This is a genomic window from Herbaspirillum sp. AP02, assembly GCF_015767275.1.
Taxonomy (GTDB): domain Bacteria; phylum Pseudomonadota; class Gammaproteobacteria; order Burkholderiales; family Burkholderiaceae_D; genus Herbaspirillum.
The window spans coordinates 1,119,568-1,136,341 of record NZ_JADWMY010000001.1 but is presented as its reverse complement, the minus strand read 5'-3'; the positions used below and the strand labels follow the sequence as shown (position 1 = coordinate 1,136,341).

Genomic DNA, 16,774 nt, shown 5'->3' with positions numbered 1-16,774 from the left:
TTGCTCCTTGTGCAGCCAACGGGTTTCAGGGGTATATTAAAAACCCTGAAGTAACTACAAGGTCAAGCGAGGATCGCATGGATACGCTCAAGATAGGCGAACTGGCCGGCCAGGCCGATTGCCCGGTGGAAACCATCCGTTATTACGAGAAAGAGGCATTGCTGCCCGAGCCGACGCGTTCATCGTCGAACTACCGGCTCTACGGCGAGCGGCACGTCGAACGCCTGCAGTTCATCCGCCATTGCCGTTCGCTGGACATGACGCTGGACGAGGTGCGCGAACTGCTGCGCCTGCGCGATGCGCCCGAGCAGAACTGCGGCGAGGTCAATGCCCTGCTGGACAAGCACATCGGCCACGTGGCGCAGCGCATCGTGCAATTGCAGGCGCTGCAGGAGCAACTGCACCAGTTGCGCGCCCAGTGCGAGGTGGAACAGCCGGCGCGGGATTGCGGCATCCTGCAGGGGCTGGCCAGCCTGCCGGATGAGATGAAGCCAGCCAATCTGGGCAGCCACGGCGGTGGCTGCCACTGAGGCCGTGGATCAGGCCGGGCGGGCCAGCCAGGCCATGATTTCCTCGGTGACCTCGTCCGGCCGTTCGCGCTGCGGGAAGTGGCCGGCACCGGGGATCAGCACGCGCCGATAGTCTTTGCCGAAGAACTTGTCGCGGCCCTCGGAGGTGGCAGGAGCGTTGGCGCCATCCTCGGCGCCATGCAGCACCAGCGTGGGCACCATGATGCGTGGCGTGTCCTGCAGCCGGGCTTCCAGGGCGGCATAGGTCGGGTCACCCTCGGCGAAGCCCCAGCGATGACGGTAGGAGTGCAGGCAGATATCGACCCAGTCCGGATGGTCGAAGGAGGCGGCGGTATTGTTGAACTCGCTCTCGGCAAACTTCCACGACGGTGACCAGCTATGCCACATGAAGCGCGTGAAGGCCCGACGGTCCTCGCGCAGTTCGGCCGCGCCACGTTCGGTGGCGAAATACCAGTGGTACCAGTAATTACGCGATTGCTGCAGCGTCAGTTTCTGGTCCGGCCGGTTGGTCCCCCAGCCCACCGACAGGGCGATGCAGTGGCTGATGCGTTCGGGGGTCTGCGAGGCCGCGATATAGGCGGCGCGGGCGCCCCAGTCGTGGCCGATGAGCGCGTAACGCTGCAGGCCGAGGGCGTCGACGAAGGCCATCAGGTCACTGCCCAGCGCGGCCAGCTGGCCGCTCCTCGGGGTGCTGTCGGCGTGGAAGCGGGTCGGTCCGTAGCCGCGCAGGTAGGGGCGGATCACCTGGTAGCCGGCTGCGCGTAGCGGACGCAGCAGGGCATCCCAGGTCCGCACGTCGTCCGGCCAGCCATGCAGCAAGACCACCGGCGGGGCGTCGGGCGGGCCGCTGACCTCGAAGCCGATGCGCAACTGGTCGGTGTCGACGAAACTCAGATGATTGGTCTGGGGCATGGCAAGCAGTCTCCCTCTTCTGTGTTCTGGTGAGTGATAGCTGAGTAATGGGTGGCGTCCGAGCGCAATCATCCCGCAGCCAGCGATACCGTCGGTCCCCCCGTTGGCAACGCCGCAGACATTATGTCATTTTGGCCGCAGGATGGTTTCCATCATCCAGGCCGTATGGGCGGCGCTGTCGCCGCAGGAAGGATGGCGCGCACCGCCGTCCAGGTGAAGCTGCATGTTCCTGACGTGATGCAGCTGGATCGGGTCGGGGTTGGCGACCTCCAGGTGCAGCGTGGTATCGGCCGTGTGCAGTTGCAGGGCCGCTTCCTCGAATACCGAAAAAACGATCTTGCCGGCGCTGCCCGTGATCTCCACCCGGTCGGCGCGCTCGAAGCTGCCGAAATGCCAGCTGCCGCTGCCGGTCACGCCGCTGCGATAGCGCCAGCTTGCGGCCACCGCATCGCAGGCGCTGTACAGGCCTTGCTGATTGGTGCCGCAGCCGGATACCTCGGCCACTTCGCCGAAGAAGTACGAAAACAGGTTCAGCCCATGACTGCCGAGGTCGTCGAAATAACCCCCCGGGGCGATGCGGGCGTCGGTGCGCCAGCGGTAGCGTCGCTGCAGGTCGTCCGGCCCCGGTGGGCGCGCCAGTTGCCAGTGGATGTGGCGCGCAGTGCCGATGCGGCCTTCGGCCAGCCACTGGCGCACTTGTTCGAAGCGTGGCAGCGAGCGCCGGTAATAGGCCACGAACAAGGGCTGCTGTGCCCGTTCGAAGGCGGCCAGCATCTCCAGGCATTGCGCGTAGCTGGGGGCCATCGGCTTTTCCACGCAGCAGGGTTTGCCGGCGGCGGCGACCTTGAGTGCGTAATGGCAGTGGCTGTCGGGCGGGGTGGCGACATAGACGGCGTCGATGTCGGGGTCTTGGATCAGCGCGTCGGCGTCGTCGAACCAGCGTGCTACACCATGGCGTTGCGCATAATCGGCCGCCAGTGCGGCATCGCGTCGCATCACGCCGGCCAGCGCGAAGCTGGGTGTACGCTGATAGGCCGGACCGCTCTTGCGCTCGGTCACGGCGCCGCAGCCGATGATGCCCCAGCGCAGCATCGTCATGCCGGCGTTCCCTGGCTGGCGCAGCAATCTCCCGCGCTGCCCAGTGCATCGAGGATGGGGCAGTCGGGACGGCTGTCGCCATGGCAGTCCTGGGCCAGGCGTTCCAGCGTGGCCTTCATGGTCTGCAGTTCGCGGATGCGCTGGTCCAGTTCGCCGATGTGGGTCTGTGCCAGTTGCTTGACCTTGCGGCTGGAGCGCGACTGGTCCAGCCAGAGCCCGATCAGGTCGCTCACCTGGGCCATGGAAAACCCGAGCTGGCGCGCCTGCCGGATGAAGCGCAGCAGGTGCACGTCACGCTCGCCATAGACGCGATAACCGGCGTCGGTGCGGCCGGCACGCGGGATCAGGCCGGTCTCTTCATAGTGGCGGATCATCTTGGCCGAGACGCCCGAGGCGCTGGCGGCTTCTCCGATATTCATGGCTGGGTTCCCTCTTTGCTCAGGTTTTGCTGCACATCCTGTGGATGCGGGCGCCAGCGACGCAGCAGCAATGCATTGCTGACCACGCTGACGCTGGAAAAGGCCATCGCCGCGCCCGCCAGCATGGGGTTGAGCAGGCCGAAGGCCGCCAGCGGAATGCCGATCAGGTTGTAGATGAAGGCCCAGAACAGGTTCTGGCGGATCTTGCCGTAGGTGCGGCGGGAGATGTCGATGGCGTCCGCCGCCAGGCCGGGGTCGCCATGCATCAGGGTCACGCCGGCCGCCTGCATGGCCACGTCGGTCCCGGTGGACATGGCGATGCCGACGTCGGCGGCCGCCAGCGCCGGCGCATCGTTGATGCCGTCGCCGACCATCGCCACCACGTGGGCGCCATTCTCGCGCAAGGCCGTGACCGCTGCGGCCTTGTCGCCCGGCAGCACTTCGGCGCGCACATCCTGGATGCCCAGCACATCGGCGACCTGTTGCGCGGCGCCCCGGTTGTCGCCGCTCAGCATGGCGGTACGGATGCCCAGCGCATGCAGGGTGGCGATGGCCTGCCGGGCGCCGGGCTTGATCTGGTCACCGAAGGCCAGCAGGCCCAGCACCGTCACGCCCTCGGCGTCGCGTTGCGCCAGCCAGGACAGGGTGCGTCCCTGTGCCTGCAACTGCGTTGCGCGCGCCTGCAAGGCTGGGGCCGAGGCCTGCAGTTGTTGCATCCAGCGGCTGCTGCCCAGATACAGCGTGCGACCCTCGACCTCGCCCTCGATACCCAGTCCGGCAACGCTGCGCACGTTATTGGCCTGCAGCGTCGCCAGGCCGGGTTCCGCCGCTGCGGCGTCCAGCACCGCGCGGGCCAGCGGATGTTCGCTGCGCGCCTGCAGGGCAGCGGCCAGGGCCAGCAGCCCTGCCTTGCCGGACGGGCCGGCGCCTTCTCCTTCCTCCAGTTCGGTCAGGCGCGGCCGACCCAGGGTCAGGGTGCCGGTCTTGTCGAAGGCGATCACATCCACCCGGTGCGCGATTTCCAGTGCCTGCGCATCCTTGATGAGGATGCCGTGGCGCGCCGCCACGCCGGTACCGGCCATGATGGCGGTCGGTGTGGCCAGTCCCAGGGCGCAGGGGCAGGCGATCACCATCACCGCCACCGCATTGAGCAGGGCCTGTTCCCAGTCGCCCACCGCCAGGCCCCAGCCGAGGAAGGTCAGCAAGGACAGCAGCAGCACGGCCGGCACGAAGACCGCGCTGACCTTGTCCACCAGGCGCTGGATCGGCGCCTTGGCGGCCTGGGCCTGCTCCACCATGCGCACGATGCGCGCCAGCACGGTCTCGGCACCGATGGCGGTGGTTTCGAACACCAGTACGCCTTCGGCATTGATGGCGCCGGCTGACAGGGTGTCGCCGACTTCCTTGGCCTGCGGCTGGCTCTCACCGGTGAGCATGGCTTCGTCCAGATGGCTGCGACCCTCGCGCACCACGCCGTCTACCGGCACCCGCTCGCCGGCGCGCAGCACCACCAGGTCGCCCACCTTCACCTGGGCCAGCGGCACCTCGACATCCTGCCCGTGGCGACGCACGCGGGCACGGTCCGGGCGCAGCGCATTGAGGGCGGCGATGGCGTCGGCGGTCTGGCGCTTGGCGCGGCCTTCCAGCCATTTTCCCAGCAACACCAGGGTGATGACCACGGCCGAGCTTTCAAAGTAGAGATGCGGCATCGCCATGGCATGGCCATCCATGGCCGGCATGCGCAGCCATTGCCAGAGCGACAGGCCGTAGGCGGCGCTGGTCCCCAGCGCCACCAGCAGGTCCATGTTGCCCGAGCGGGCGCGCAGCGCGCCCCAGCCGGCGTGGTAGAAGCGCCAGCCCAGCCAGAACTGCACGGGCGTGGCCAGCAGCCATTGCCACAGCGGCGGCAGGCTCCAGCTGCTGCCCAGGGGCGCCAACAACATGGGCAGCACCAGCGGCAGCGAGAGCGCGGCCGCCAGCGCCACCGGCCACCAGGAGGGCAGGGTACGGCCGCTGGGCGGGGTGCTAGCCTGTTCGGGCAGATGTTCGCGGGCCTGGTAGCCGGCCTTTTCGATGGCGGCGATCAGGGTGGCAGGCGGGACCGCGTCGGCCGTGGCGATGCTGGCGCGTTCGGTGGCCAGGTTGACGCTGACCTCGGTCACGCCGGGGATTTTCTTCAGGGCTTTCTCGACGCGCATCACGCACGAGGCGCAGCTCATGCCTTCGATATCGAGGCTGATCTCGGCCGTGGCAGTGGAGGAATCATTCATGGCGAACTCCGGGAGGATGAATCGGATGCCTTCATCTTCATCCTTCCCATGATGGTAAGGTCAAGCCCGATTTTCGCACGGATGGCGAATTCTTGCGCTTGACCTTGCCACGGTAGGAAGGTTTAAGCTTCCCTCATTGCCATCACTTCATGAAAGGAAATGCCATGAGCACCCCCCTCACCTTTACCGTCAACGACATGACCTGCAACCACTGCGCCGGTGTCATCACCAAGGCCGTCAAGGACGTGGATGCCAATGCCCGGGTCGATATCACGGTGGCCGACAAGCGCGTGGTCATCGACAGCAGCCTGCCGGCGCAGTCCTTCGCCGAGGCGATCGAGGAAGCCGGTTATACCCCGGTGGCGGCCTGAGCCTTCATACCCTTCATTTGCTGAGCAGCCGCATCGCCCGCTCCAGCCCATCCATGGTGAGCGGGAACATGCGCTCGTTCATCAGCTGGCGGATCAGCGCGATCGACTGGCGGTATTGCCATAGCCCTTCCGGCTCGGGATTCAACCAGACGAAATGCGGGAAGGCGGCCGTGAAACGCTGCAGCCAGTCGGCGCCGGCTTCGGCATTGTTGTATTCCACCGCGCCGCCCGGCTGCACGATCTCGTAGGGGCTCATGGTGGCGTCGCCCACGAAGATGAGCTTGGTGTCCGGCGTGTACTTGCGCAGCACGTCCCAGGTCGGGAAGCGTTCGGCGTGGCGCCGCCGGTTGTTCTTCCACAGGTAGTCATAGACGCAGTTGTGGAAATAGAAGAACTCCATGTTCTTGAACTCGGTACGGGCGGCCGAGAACAGCTCTTCGGTGCGGGCGATGTGGTCGTCCATGGAGCCGCCGACGTCGAACAACATCAAGACCTTGATCTTGTTCTTGCGCTCGGGCTGCATGCGGATGTCGAGATAGCCGGCATTGCTGGCGGTGGCGCGGATGGTGTCGTCCAGCGCCAGTTCTTCCTCCAGCCCTTCGCGGGCAAAGCGGCGCAGGCGGCGCAGCGCCACCTTGATGTTGCGCGTACCCAGTTCGCGCTCGCCGTCGTAATCCTGGTACTGGCGTTCTTCCCATACCTTCACCGCGCTGCGCTGGCCACCCTTGCCACCGATGCGGATGCCTTCCGGGTTGAAACCGCCATGGCCGAAGGGCGAGACGCCACCGGTGCCGATCCACTTGCTGCCGCCTTCGTGGCGTTCCTTCTGTTCTTCCAGCAATTGCTTCAAGCGATCCATCAGCTTGTCGTAGCCAAACTTTTCGATGGCGGCCTTCTGTTCCGGGGTCAGGTCACGCTGCAGTTGCTTGACCAGCCATTCCAGCGGGATGTCGGGCCGCTTCTCGAAGAGCGTTTCCACACCCTTGAAGTAAGCCCCGAAGGCGCGGTCGAACTTGTCGAAGTGGGCTTCGTCCTTGACCAGCGTCAGCCGCGCCAGATAGTAGAACTCGTCCAGGGAAGGGTGGATGACCTGGCGGTCCATGGCTTCCAGCAGGGTCAGGAATTCCTTGATCGAGGCCGGCACCCCGGCCTGCTTCACGGTATAGAAGAAATCGATGAGCATGGGCAGGCGGGCTCAGCGCCCCAGCTTGAACTGCAGATGGCGGCGCACCGTCGGCCATTCCGATTCGATGATGGAAAACACCACCGTATCGCGATAGGACCCGTCCGGCATGCGCTGGTGATTGCGCAGGATGCCATCCTGCTTGGCGCCCAGGCGGGCGATGGCCGCACGCGATTGCTGGTTCATCCAGTGGGTGCGGAACTCGACGGCGATGCAGTGCATGTCCTCGAAGGCATGGGTCAGCATCATCAGCTTGCACTCGGTATTGATGCCGGTGCGCTGGGCACTGGCGGCATACCAGGTGGAACCGATCTCCACGCGCCGGTGGGCGACGTCGGCGTTCATGTAGGTGGTCATGCCGCACAGGGCGCCGGTGTCGTTGCGGCGGATCACGAAGGGCAGCATGCTGCCTTGCTGCTGCAGCTGCAGGCGCCGTTCGATCTCGGCGCGCATGTTTTCCGGCTTGGGAATGGCGGTGTACCAGAGCTTCCACAGCTTGCCGTCCGACACGGCGGCGATGAGCGCATCGTGATGCTCGTGATGCAGCGGCTCGACGGTGGCGAACTGGCCCTTCAAAGTGATCGGCGAGAGGAATTGCATGACGGCTCCTGGGGCGGGTGCAGCGTACTCGGTGGAGGTTCAGCGGTGGTTCAGCGATTGGTGCGGGACATGAAGACCAGCCTTTCGAACAGGTGCACATCCTGCTCGTTCTTGAGCAGGGCGCCGTGCAGCGGCGGCACCACGGCCTTGTTGTCCGGGTTGTGCAGGGCCTCGGGCGGGATGTCCTCGGCCATGAGCAGCTTGAGCCAGTCGATCAGCTCCGAGGTCGATGGCTTCTTCTTGATACCGGGCACCTCCCGCACCTGGTAGAAGGCTTCCAGCGCCTGCGCCAGCAGCTCACGTTTGATATGCGGGAAGTGCACATCGACGATGCTCTGCATGGTCGCCTTGTCGGGGAACTTGATGTAGTGGAAGAAGCAGCGGCGCAGGAAGGCGTCCGGCAATTCCTTCTCGTTGTTGGAGGTGATCACCACCAGCGGACGATGGCGGGCGCGCACCAGTTCGCGCGTCTCGTAGACGTAGAACTCCATGCGGTCGATCTCGCGCAGCAGATCGTTGGGGAATTCGATGTCGGCCTTGTCGATCTCGTCGATCAGCAGCACCACCGGTTCCTCGGCGGTGAAGGCTTGCCACAGGACACCCTTGACGATGTAGTTGTGAATATCCTTGACGCGCTCGTCACCCAGCTGCGAATCCCGCAGGCGCGATACCGCGTCATATTCATACAGGCCCTGCTGGGCCTTGGTGGTGGACTTGATGTGCCACTGCAGTAGCGGCCGGCCAAGCGCGGCCGCCACTTCCTCGGCCAGCATGGTCTTGCCGGTGCCGGGCTCGCCCTTGATCAGCAGGGGCCGTTGCAGGGTGAGGGCGGCATTGACGGCCAGCTTGAGGTCATCGGTGGCGACGTAGTTTTCGCTACCGTTGAAGCGCGCGGATTGAGGGGCGGGGGACGATGCGGAATGATCTGGCATGGATGCTGTCCTTGTCAGGTTGCTGGAGGCAAAGCGTGATTGTGTCTGGCAGAAGCGGCGGTGCAGATGCGGCAGTGCAGCGTCACGGCAGGGGGCAGTGCAGTGTAAGGGCGACTCCACCTGTTTCTTCCTGTTTCTCCGAGTATAAGGGAAAACCCATGCCATCCCGAGGGGGCTTGAATTTGGTGCAATCGTTCATATATATCTGGCTACGCATGCAACAAAATGGAAGCGCTCCCGGCGCTCAGTGCCCATGAAATTCCTGTTCTTCAAGATGCTGGTGGTGTGGAGACGAATGCGCCACGGCATGCAGGCGCGCTACATGGACCGGCAGGATGTCGGCCGCCAGCTGGAGGTGTTGATGCGTCGCATCGATCCCGCGGCGAGCTGGCATGAACGCGCCAACTGGATGATCGACGTGGCCGAGTGGCTGCGGCATCGCCCGGCGGTGTCGCTGCTGGACCGCCAGAGCTGGCACAAGGTGCGGCGCCAGCGGCTGGCGATCATGCTGGACTGGCTGGACCAGCACCGCGACGTGCGGCGCGAGGTCCAGAAGGCGCTGCAAAAGACCCTGCGCGAAGCCAACGGCCCCGAACTCTTTTCCACCACCGGTCTGCCGCACGAGCCCGGCTTCTTCGGCGAGCTCTCGGAGCGTCTGGCGCGCCTGGTGCTGCCGCGCCACCTGTCGCCGACCGACCTGTCCTCGCTGTTTACCGCCATGTTCCCCGATCCGGAGGATGCCGCCTGGCTGGTGGAGCTGGACAATGACTTGCTGGTCCGCCTGTGGAAACTGATGGCCGACGACGGCATCTCGCACATGTACTGGCAACAGATCGAGGAGGCCGTCACCTACCTCACCATGACGGTGGTGGCCGATGGCATCAGCCCGGCCTTCCGCCAGCGGCTGGAGCCCAAGATGCCGATGCGCGCCACGCCCTTCCTGGCGCTGCGGCACGAGATGGAGACCTGGCTGCGCTCGCAGCCGGGTGACCTGGGGGCGCTGCGCAGCGTGCGCATGCTGGTGGCGGTGTGCCACGCCCAGACCGACCGCATCTATGCCCACCTGGATGAATATGGCGTCTCGGTCAGCCTGGTGTACCGGGTCGAGCGCATGCGCGCGCACCTGCAACGCATCGGGCGCCTGATCGACGTGCGCTCCGGCGTACCCGGTCCGGCCATCAGCCCGGCGGTGCCAGGGTTGGCGGCCAAGGCCGGCGCCGGCCGCATGCAATTGTTGCTGTGCGACCTGATTTCCGCGCACCACCACCGTGACTCCGTCCGGGGCCTGATGCGGCGCAGTTTCGCGCTGCTGGCGCGCAAGATGGTGGAGCGCAATGCCGATCATCGCGAGCAGGCCATCGCCCGCGACGGTACCGGCTATCGCAAGGTGATGCGGGCCGGTCTGATCGGCGGGGCCGTGATCGCCGGGACCGCCCTGGTCAAGACAAGCCTGTCGTCCTTGGGCGTGGGGCACTTCGTCGATGGCGCGTTGGCCTCGCTGAACTACGCTGCCAGTTTCCTGCTGATCGCCGCCCTGGGCGGCGTGCTGGCCACGCGCCAGCCGGCCGTGACCGCACCGGCCCTGGCCTCGCGCATGGGCGAGCTGGACGGGCAGGGCATGCGCGAGCTGATCGCGGAGTCGGGCCAACTGTTGCGTTCGCAATCGGCCGGCATCTTCGGCAACCTGTTGGCGGTGGTGCCGGTCACGGCCGCGCTGTGCGCCCTGGGCTGGTTTGCGCTGGGCGGCAGGTCCATGCCGGTGGAGACGGCGCGCCAGACCCTGGCCAGCCTGTCACTGGTCGGCCCCACGCCGCTGTATGCCGCCCTGACCGGGATACTGCTGTGGCTGGCCAGCCTGGCCGCCGGCTTTGCCGACAACTGGTTTGCCCTGCGCCGGGTGCGCGAGGTGGTATCCAACCATCGTCGCCTGGTGCATGGCCTGGGGGCCATGCGCGCCCAGCGCTGTGCCGCCTGGCTGGAGCGCAATGTCGCCACCATCGCCGGCAGCCTGGCGCTGGCCGTGCTGCTGGGCATGGCGCCGGTGGTGGCGGCCTTCTTCAGCCTGCCGCTGGATATACGCCATGTCAGCCTGGCCGCCGGAGCGCTGACCGCTGCCGCCTTCAGCCTGGGCTGGGAATCCCTGATGACGCCGGCCTTCTGGCTGGCCGCCGGGGGCGTGGCCATCACCGCCCTGCTGTCGGTGGCGGTGGCCTTCGCCTGCGCCCTGGCGCTGGCGCTGCGCTCGCGTGACCTGCCACGCCGTGCGCGCAATGTGGCCATGCGGGCAGTGTTGCGCCGTTTCGTCGTCCGGCCGTGGTATTTCATTCTCCCCGAGCGTTCACATGCCGCGCTGCAAGATGAAGCGGAAGACGAGCAGGATGACGATGACGACGAGGGAGACGATGCCGGTCCAGCCGACGGGGAGCCGCACCAGGCTTCACGTGGGCAATCGCAGGATCTGCATCATCAGGCCAGGCACCATGTCGCCTGAAGCTGACATCATCCACATTCCATATCCCTGATATTGCAGCGCATATAACACCCCATCCGCCCGCCAGGCCGCAGCTGGCGGGCTGTTGCGCCTGATCGGCCGGTGCTGCGGGCAGGGATGACGCTGCCGGTTTTATTGGTTAGAATCAAAAGCGTTTTTTGCGCAAGGCAGGGGGAGTGGAGAGACAAGCTTGAGCCAAAACACCGGTTGAGCCATAGCAGAACAGCCAAACCTGCAAGACCAGCACAATCTAACAAGTACGATAAAGTTTGCCGCTGGTAGCAAAAGATGCGTTTCGTCGGGTGTCCGTTGCGCAGCCGTTACATGCGGGACGGATGGCAAGTCCAATCATCTTAGCCAGCTCACATGAAAAAACACCTCGTGTTTCTTGCCTTGACCGGCATGCTCGGCAGTGCGTCTGCGGCGGACATCGTCGGCAATGCCAAGGCCGCTGAAAACAAAGTCTCCATGTGCATCGGTTGCCATGGCATCCCCGGCTACAAAGCCAGTTTCCCCGAGGTTTATCAGGTACCGATGCTGGGCGGCCAGTCTGCCAAGTACATCGAGAACGCGCTGCGGGCCTACCAGAAGGGAGAGCGCAAGCATCCCTCCATGATGGGCATTTCGGCCAGCCTGTCGGACCAGGACATTGCCGACCTGGCCGCCTACTATTCGCAGCAGAAGTGAAGGGGAGCCACGAGATGAACAACAAGCTGATCGCTCTGGCACTGCTGGCGGCTGCCACGCTGCTGTCGCAGGCCGCCACCGCGGCCGATATCGCCAACGGCCGTGCGCTGATGGAAAAGTACAATTGCGCCTCCTGCCACGGCAAGGACTACACCTCACCCACCGACCCCGCCTATCCCAAGCTGGCCGGCCAGCACGAGGACTACATCAAGCACGCCCTGACCGCCTACCGGCGCGGCGACAGCGCCATGAACGGCCGCAACAACGCCATCATGTCGCCGCTGGCCAAGCCGCTGTCGGACCGGGATATCGCCGATATCGCGGCCTTCCTGCACAGCCTGCCGGGGACGCTGGTGTTGCGCAAGTAGACGACCTGGAAATCGCCCGGGCTCAACCCTGGGCGCGCCGCTTGATATTCTCGATATAGGCGGCCCCATCCGGGGGCAGGCCATTGCGCTGGGCGTTCCAGATCATCTCGCCCAGGGCTTCCATGATCTCGTGATGGGCCTCGTGCTCCGAGCCACGGCGCTGCGCCAGCAACTGGAAGGCGGCGCGGATGCCGGGCGGCTGGTCGATGGAGATCTGTTCCGTGATCGACAGGTGCATCGACAGGTGCAGGAAGGGATTGCTCTGGCCCTGCTCGACCGAGTAATCGGCGGCGATGGCGGCCTCGACGTCGCGCAGGCCGTCGTGATATTCCGGATGCTGCATGATCCAGTCGCGGGCGATGGCCTCCAGCGGCGTGAGGATTTCATGGCCCTGGTGCTTGCGATAGGCTTCGCAGAAGAAGCGGCGGACATCGTGCTGGGACGGCGTGAACATGGCGGTGCGCAATTCGGTGGCAAAGCGCTATTTTACGCTGGTCTGCTGGGGCTTTCAGGCGGCCCCGGCAGAGCGGCCCCGCAGCGGCCGCAGATGAAGTAATATTCTTTCCACACAACAAGCATCTGAATAATCCATCCAAGGACCAACCTGGCCGCATCGCCATATGGCGATGACAGGGGGCGCGAGGCCGGGCAGAGAGAAGGGATAGTGCATGCGTTTTGTTGGAAGCCTGATTCGACATCTCCTCCACGGGATGTCATGGCCGGGGCGCGGGTCGACTGTGCTGCTGCCATGGGCCGCCGTGGCTGTAATGGCTGTGACGGCGGCGAATACGATCAGCATGCCGGCCTGGGCAGCACCTGCCAAGGCAGCCGTGCCAGCAGCGGCCGATGCGCCCGACAGCGCGGACGATACATTGGCCATCGGCTTTGCCGGCCCCCTGAGCGGGGCATCGATGGCGGTGGGCCGCAGCATGCAGAACGGTGTGCAACTGGCGGTGGACGAAGCCAACCAGCGCGGCCTGCGCATAGCCGGTCAATCCTACCGGCTCAAGCTGGTGTCCCAGGATGACCGGGCCGATCCTGGCACGGCCGAATACGTGGCCCGCTATCTGGTGGGCCAGCGCGTCATCGGCGTGGTCGGCCACTGGACCAGCGGTACCAGCCTGGTGGCCGCGCCCGTCTATCATGCGGCCGGCGTGATCCAGGTCACCCCTTCGGCGATGAGCCGCAAGCTGACTTCCCTGTCTTATCCGCGCATCTTTCGCACCATCCCCAACAATGAAAGCGTGGGACGGCTGTCGGCCGATTATGCGATCGCCAGGCTGGGTGTCAAAACCGTGGTGACCATCGACGACCGTACTCCCTTCGGCCAGGGCCTGGCCGAGCAGTTTGCCCGCCAGGCCGAAGCGCAGGGGGCGAGGGTGCTGGGCCGCTATTCGGTCAGCGACAAGACCTCGGACTTCAACGCTCCATTGATGGAGGCGCGCAAGCAGGCGCCCGACCTGATCTTCTTCGGCGGCCTGGACTGGCAGGCGGGCATCCTGGCCAAAGCCATTCGCCGGCTCAAGCTGGAGGCCCGATTGATGGCCTCTGCTGGCACCGTCGGCTTGCCCTTCCTGATGCGTGCCGGCGCCGATGCCAATGGCGCGCTGGTGCTGGAGCCGGGTCCGCCGCAGGACAAGATGCCGGGCTGGAAAGGCTTCCGCCAGCGCTATAGCCAGAGTTTCGATTCCAATATCGATCTCTATGCCGTGTTCGCCTATGAGGCGGCGCAGGCCATCATCCAGGGCATCCGCCAGGCCGGCAGCAGTGACCCGGAGCTGGTGGCGCTGGCCATGCATCGCCTGCGCTTCGAGGGCGTCAGCGGCACGGTCGCGTTCAATGAGGAGGGGGACTTGCTCAATCCCACCTTTACCATGTATGAGGTGAAGGATCAGCGCTGGGTGCCGGTGGAGCGCTTCAGCGGACTGCCGCGCTGAAGCGGCCGCGCCGGATCAGCAAGCGGCCGACTCAGTGTTTCACACACCCTTGGCTGGAAGTGGCGTCTTCTGCTTGAATTCGCACAGGTCGGCGATGATGCAGTTCCAGCACTGGGGCTTGCGCGCCATACAGGTATAGCGGCCGTGCAGGATCAGCCAGTGGTGCGCATCCAGGCGGAATTCCGGGGCGACGAACTTGATGAGCTTGCGTTCGACCTCGTCCACATCCTTGCCCGGGGCGAGGCCGGTGCGGTTGGAGACCCGGAAGATATGCGTATCCACCGCAATGGTGGGATGACCGAAGGCCGTGTTCAGGACCACGTTGGCGGTCTTGCGGCCGACCCCCGGCAGGGCTTCCAGCGCCTCGCGCGATTCCGGCACCTGGCCGCCGTGCTGTTCGATCAGGATGCGGCAGGTCTCGATCACGTTCTTGGCCTTGGTGCGATACAGGCCAATGGTCTGGATATAGGGCATGAGCTGGTCCACCCCCATCCTGAAGATCGCTTCGGGCGTATTGGCCACCGGGTAGAGCTTGCGGGTGGCCTTGTTGACCGAGACGTCGGTAGCCTGGGCCGAGAGCAGTACGGCGATCAGCAGCTCGAACGGGGTGGAGTATTCCAGCTCGGTGGTCGGCGTGGGATTGGCCTGGCGCAGGCGTTCGAAGATTTCGCGGCGTTTGGTCGGGTTCATGCTGGCTCGCTGTCGGTCGGGTTGGCCGGCGGGGCCGGCGTGTCTTGACTGTCTTGCGCCGCCTGCAGCTTCTTTTGCCGCGCACGTTCCATGGCGGCCTGGATGATGGCCTTCTTGCGGGCCAGTTCGGCCTGCTCTTCGGGCGTGCCGGCGGCAGCCGCTTCCACTTCCTTCAATTTGGCGGCGGCCTTGGCGGCCAGGCGGGCATCGTTTTCCAGCTTGTCGCGACGCAGGCGTGCCGTGCGCCAGTCGTGGCGGGCACGGGCCTCGTCGGCCTGCTGCTGGCTCCAGGCCTGCCAGCCGGTGCGACCGGGCGTGACCTCGACCATGCTGATGCAGTCCACCGGGCAAGGCGCCACGCACAGGTCGCAACCGGTGCACAGGGCATCGATCACGGTATGCATCTGCTTGGCCGCGCCGGCAATGGCATCCACCGGGCAGGCCTGGATGCACAGGGTGCAGCCGATACAGACCTGTTCATCGATCACGGCCAGGCGACGTGGCTGTTCGCTGCCATGGACGGGATTGAGCGGGATCACCGGCCGGCCCAGCAACTGCGCCAGTCGCGCCACCCCTTCGGCACCACCGGGCGGGCACTGGTTGTACTCGGCACGTCCTTCGGCAATGGCTTCGGCATAGGGACGGCAGGCGGGGTAGCCGCACTTGGTGCACTGGGTCTGCGGCAGCAGGTCTTCGATGCGGTCGGCCAGCGAGGCTGACGAAGTTGCCAACGTAGACAAAGGGGACGAGAAGGAGGCGGATGGCGGCACGTCGGTCGGGCAGTTCTGCAGAATAAGGGCGCTATTATCCGGCCAAACCGCGCCGAAGTCATGCCGCCAGCGCAAAGCAGAACGGCGCCGCGTTTTCACGGGCGCCGTTCCGAGGGGCGTGGCGGATCAGTCGTGCCAGCGCCGATCAGGCATTGGCGCGGATGAATTCGCCGATCTTGGGACAGACGATCTCGCGCCAGCGACGGCCCGAGAAGATACCGTAGTGGCCTGCCTTGGGCACGGTGAAGTGCTGCTTGCGGGCCTTCGGGATGCTGCTACACAGTTCCTGCGCCGCCTGGGTCTGGCCGGAGCCGGAGATGTCGTCCAGTTCGCCTTCGATGGTGAAGAGGGCGACCGACTTGATGTCCTGCGGGCGCACCGGCTTGCCTTCGATTTCCCAGGTGCCACGGGCCAGGTTGAAGTCCTGGAATACCACCTTGATGGTTTCCAGGTAGAACTCGGCCGGCATGTCCAGCACGGCGTTGTACTCGTCGTAGAACTTGCGGTGTTCCTCGGCCGAGGCATCGTCGCCATCGCGCAGGTGCATGTAGAAATCCCAGTGGCTCTGGGCATGGCGGCGCGGGTTCATGGCCACGAAGCCGGCGTGCTGCAGGAAGCCCGGGTAGACCTTGCGACCGAAGCCCGGATAGTTGGCCGGGACGCTGTAGATCACCGTGTTCTCGAACCAGGAGAAGGGCTTTTCGGTGGCCAGGTCGTTCACCGAGGTGGGCGACTTGCGGGCATCGATAGGGCCGCCCATCATGGTCATGCTTTTGGGCAGCTTGGGATCGTTGGCGCTGGCCATCAGCGCGATGGCCGCCAGCACCGGCACGGTCGGCTGGCAGACCGAGATCACGTGCACGTCCGGACCCAGGGTGCGGATGAAGTCCTGCACGTAGTAGACGTAGTCATGCAGGTGGAAATCGCCCTGCTCGACGGGCACCATGCGGGCATCGGTCCAGTCGGTGATGAAAACGTCATGTTCCTGCAGCAGGGCGCGCACGGTTTCGCGCAGCAGGGTGGAGTGGTGGCCGGACAGCGGCGCTACCACCAGCACGGTAGGCTGCTTGAGGGCGGCAATCTGGCGCGCGTTGAGATCCTTCTTGAAGTGGATCAGGCGGGCGAAGGGTTTTTCCTCCACCACTTCCTCGACGATGCCGGTGGGCTTGCCATCGACCGGCACTTCGCCGATGTTGAACTGCGGCTTTTCGTATTCCTTGGACAGGCGATACAGCAACTCATAGCCGGCGGCGATGCGTTGCGAGAAAGGGGTATGGGCAAGCGGGGAAACCGGGTCCGAGAAGAGTTTGGCCGAGGTTTCGGCCCATTGCATCATCGGGTTCAGAAACGCGCGATTGAGTTCATGCAGTTGATAAAGCATAGCTGACCTTTATACAAGCACTGGCTGGCCTGCCTGCCAGGCGGATAGCCCGGACCAGGTGCGCAGCAAGCATGTGCCACAAACGTTTGGCGACGATTATCGGCTGACAAATTCATATTGTGATTAATTTGTCAA

17 protein-coding genes are annotated in these 16,774 nt (G+C 65.1%); 6 read left to right on the top strand and 11 right to left on the bottom strand.

Annotated elements, in window-relative coordinates; translation table 11 throughout:
* Nucleotides 1-77 precede the first annotated feature (77 nt).
* Nucleotides 78-530, top strand: coding sequence for a Cd(II)/Pb(II)-responsive transcriptional regulator (gene cadR / locus I5R65_RS05210; RefSeq protein ID WP_180667321.1), 453 nt, complete (start codon nt 78-80; stop codon nt 528-530).
* A 9-nt stretch (nt 531-539) separates the two neighbouring features.
* Here the strand turns inward: cadR and I5R65_RS05205 are convergent, their stop codons facing one another.
* The 4 genes from I5R65_RS05205 to I5R65_RS05190 form a co-directional block, all read right to left on the bottom strand.
* Entirely contained in the window at nt 540-1,442 is a 903-nt protein-coding gene (locus I5R65_RS05205) for an alpha/beta fold hydrolase (protein ID WP_180667322.1), read from the bottom strand.
* Between the two features lie 126 nt (nt 1,443-1,568).
* On the bottom strand, nt 1,569-2,540 hold the full coding sequence (locus I5R65_RS05200) for a Gfo/Idh/MocA family protein (RefSeq protein ID WP_180667323.1): 972 nt from the start codon (nt 2,538-2,540) through the stop codon (nt 1,569-1,571).
* Entirely contained in the window at nt 2,537-2,959 is a 423-nt protein-coding gene (gene cueR / locus I5R65_RS05195) for a Cu(I)-responsive transcriptional regulator (RefSeq protein WP_180667324.1), read from the bottom strand. Before cueR ends, I5R65_RS05200 begins: the two co-directional genes overlap by 4 nt.
* Nucleotides 2,956-5,229, bottom strand: a complete 2,274-nt coding sequence (locus I5R65_RS05190) for a cation-translocating P-type ATPase (protein ID WP_180667325.1) — start codon at nt 5,227-5,229, stop codon at nt 2,956-2,958. The genes cueR and I5R65_RS05190 overlap by 4 nt, the downstream gene beginning before the upstream one ends.
* A gap of 164 nt (nt 5,230-5,393) precedes the next feature.
* Between I5R65_RS05190 and I5R65_RS05185 the strand changes: the two genes are divergently transcribed.
* The gene (locus I5R65_RS05185) at nt 5,394-5,600 is read left to right on the top strand and encodes a heavy-metal-associated domain-containing protein (protein ID WP_102661468.1); all 207 of its coding nucleotides are present in this window, start codon (nt 5,394-5,396) and stop codon (nt 5,598-5,600) included.
* A 13-nt stretch (nt 5,601-5,613) separates the two neighbouring features.
* On the opposite strand, the gene I5R65_RS05180 is transcribed toward I5R65_RS05185, so the two are convergent.
* From I5R65_RS05180 to I5R65_RS05170, 3 genes are read right to left on the bottom strand one after another with little or no spacing between them, the layout of a single operon-like run.
* Nucleotides 5,614-6,783 (bottom strand): VWA domain-containing protein, encoded by a 1,170-nt coding sequence (locus tag I5R65_RS05180; protein WP_180667326.1) that lies wholly within the window; start codon nt 6,781-6,783, stop codon nt 5,614-5,616.
* Nucleotides 6,784-6,795: 12 nt separating this feature from the next.
* Entirely contained in the window at nt 6,796-7,383 is a 588-nt protein-coding gene (locus tag I5R65_RS05175; protein ID WP_180667327.1) for a GNAT family N-acetyltransferase, read from the bottom strand.
* A 50-nt stretch (nt 7,384-7,433) separates the two neighbouring features.
* Complete coding sequence (locus I5R65_RS05170; RefSeq protein ID WP_180667328.1) at nt 7,434-8,315, bottom strand: MoxR family ATPase; 882 nt, start codon at nt 8,313-8,315, stop codon at nt 7,434-7,436.
* Nucleotides 8,316-8,568: 253 nt separating this feature from the next.
* Here I5R65_RS05170 and I5R65_RS05165 point away from each other — a divergent pair, with 253 nt between their 5' ends.
* From I5R65_RS05165 to I5R65_RS05155, 3 genes are all read left to right on the top strand, one after another.
* The gene (locus I5R65_RS05165) at nt 8,569-10,806 is read left to right on the top strand and encodes a preprotein translocase subunit TatB (RefSeq protein ID WP_180667329.1); all 2,238 of its coding nucleotides are present in this window, start codon (nt 8,569-8,571) and stop codon (nt 10,804-10,806) included.
* Between the two features lie 366 nt (nt 10,807-11,172).
* A complete protein-coding gene (locus I5R65_RS05160) occupies nt 11,173-11,493 on the top strand; it encodes a cytochrome c (RefSeq protein ID WP_039877055.1) in 321 nt (106 codons plus the stop codon).
* Nucleotides 11,494-11,507: 14 nt separating this feature from the next.
* A complete protein-coding gene (locus I5R65_RS05155) occupies nt 11,508-11,861 on the top strand; it encodes a cytochrome c (RefSeq protein ID WP_006465377.1) in 354 nt (117 codons plus the stop codon).
* 22 nt (nt 11,862-11,883) lie between these two features.
* Here I5R65_RS05155 and I5R65_RS05150 read toward each other — a convergent pair whose 3' ends face one another.
* On the bottom strand, nt 11,884-12,315 hold the full coding sequence (locus I5R65_RS05150) for a DUF1841 family protein (RefSeq protein WP_006465380.1): 432 nt from the start codon (nt 12,313-12,315) through the stop codon (nt 11,884-11,886).
* Between the two features lie 343 nt (nt 12,316-12,658).
* On the opposite strand from I5R65_RS05150, the gene I5R65_RS05145 reads away from it, so the two are divergent.
* The gene (locus I5R65_RS05145; RefSeq protein WP_231395056.1) at nt 12,659-13,798 is read left to right on the top strand and encodes a branched-chain amino acid ABC transporter substrate-binding protein; all 1,140 of its coding nucleotides are present in this window, start codon (nt 12,659-12,661) and stop codon (nt 13,796-13,798) included.
* Nucleotides 13,799-13,837: 39 nt separating this feature from the next.
* Here the strand turns inward: I5R65_RS05145 and nth are convergent, their stop codons facing one another.
* The 3 genes from nth to I5R65_RS05130 form a co-directional block, all read right to left on the bottom strand.
* Nucleotides 13,838-14,488 carry an endonuclease III gene (nth, locus tag I5R65_RS05140; protein ID WP_180667331.1) on the bottom strand — a complete coding sequence of 217 codons (651 nt, stop codon included), beginning with the start codon at nt 14,486-14,488 and terminating at the stop codon, nt 13,838-13,840.
* The gene (gene rsxB, locus I5R65_RS05135; protein WP_180667332.1) at nt 14,485-15,219 is read right to left on the bottom strand and encodes an electron transport complex subunit RsxB; all 735 of its coding nucleotides are present in this window, start codon (nt 15,217-15,219) and stop codon (nt 14,485-14,487) included. The genes nth and rsxB overlap by 4 nt, the downstream gene beginning before the upstream one ends.
* 184 nt (nt 15,220-15,403) lie before the next feature.
* Nucleotides 15,404-16,639, bottom strand: coding sequence for a polyhydroxyalkanoate depolymerase (locus I5R65_RS05130; RefSeq protein WP_180667333.1), 1,236 nt, complete (start codon nt 16,637-16,639; stop codon nt 15,404-15,406).
* Nucleotides 16,640-16,774 lie beyond the last annotated feature (135 nt).

What these genes read in the sequence shown, in the direction of transcription:
- cadR (WP_180667321.1), top strand. Translation starts at nt 78, where the DNA reads ATGGATACGCTCAAGATAGGCGAACTGGCCGGCCAGGCCGATTGCCCG.
- I5R65_RS05205 (WP_180667322.1), bottom strand. Translation starts at nt 1,442, where the DNA reads ATGCCCCAGACCAATCATCTGAGTTTCGTCGACACCGACCAGTTGCGC.
- I5R65_RS05200 (WP_180667323.1), bottom strand. Translation starts at nt 2,540, where the DNA reads ATGACGATGCTGCGCTGGGGCATCATCGGCTGCGGCGCCGTGACCGAG.
- cueR (WP_180667324.1), bottom strand. Translation starts at nt 2,959, where the DNA reads ATGAATATCGGAGAAGCCGCCAGCGCCTCGGGCGTCTCGGCCAAGATG.
- I5R65_RS05190 (WP_180667325.1), bottom strand. Translation starts at nt 5,229, where the DNA reads ATGAATGATTCCTCCACTGCCACGGCCGAGATCAGCCTCGATATCGAA.
- I5R65_RS05185 (WP_102661468.1), top strand. Translation starts at nt 5,394, where the DNA reads ATGAGCACCCCCCTCACCTTTACCGTCAACGACATGACCTGCAACCAC.
- I5R65_RS05180 (WP_180667326.1), bottom strand. Translation starts at nt 6,783, where the DNA reads ATGCTCATCGATTTCTTCTATACCGTGAAGCAGGCCGGGGTGCCGGCC.
- I5R65_RS05175 (WP_180667327.1), bottom strand. Translation starts at nt 7,383, where the DNA reads ATGCAATTCCTCTCGCCGATCACTTTGAAGGGCCAGTTCGCCACCGTC.
- I5R65_RS05170 (WP_180667328.1), bottom strand. Translation starts at nt 8,315, where the DNA reads ATGCCAGATCATTCCGCATCGTCCCCCGCCCCTCAATCCGCGCGCTTC.
- I5R65_RS05165 (WP_180667329.1), top strand. Translation starts at nt 8,569, where the DNA reads ATGAAATTCCTGTTCTTCAAGATGCTGGTGGTGTGGAGACGAATGCGC.
- I5R65_RS05160 (WP_039877055.1), top strand. Translation starts at nt 11,173, where the DNA reads ATGAAAAAACACCTCGTGTTTCTTGCCTTGACCGGCATGCTCGGCAGT.
- I5R65_RS05155 (WP_006465377.1), top strand. Translation starts at nt 11,508, where the DNA reads ATGAACAACAAGCTGATCGCTCTGGCACTGCTGGCGGCTGCCACGCTG.
- I5R65_RS05150 (WP_006465380.1), bottom strand. Translation starts at nt 12,315, where the DNA reads ATGTTCACGCCGTCCCAGCACGATGTCCGCCGCTTCTTCTGCGAAGCC.
- I5R65_RS05145 (WP_231395056.1), top strand. Translation starts at nt 12,659, where the DNA reads ATGCCGGCCTGGGCAGCACCTGCCAAGGCAGCCGTGCCAGCAGCGGCC.
- nth (WP_180667331.1), bottom strand. Translation starts at nt 14,488, where the DNA reads ATGAACCCGACCAAACGCCGCGAAATCTTCGAACGCCTGCGCCAGGCC.
- I5R65_RS05130 (WP_180667333.1), bottom strand. Translation starts at nt 16,639, where the DNA reads ATGCTTTATCAACTGCATGAACTCAATCGCGCGTTTCTGAACCCGATG.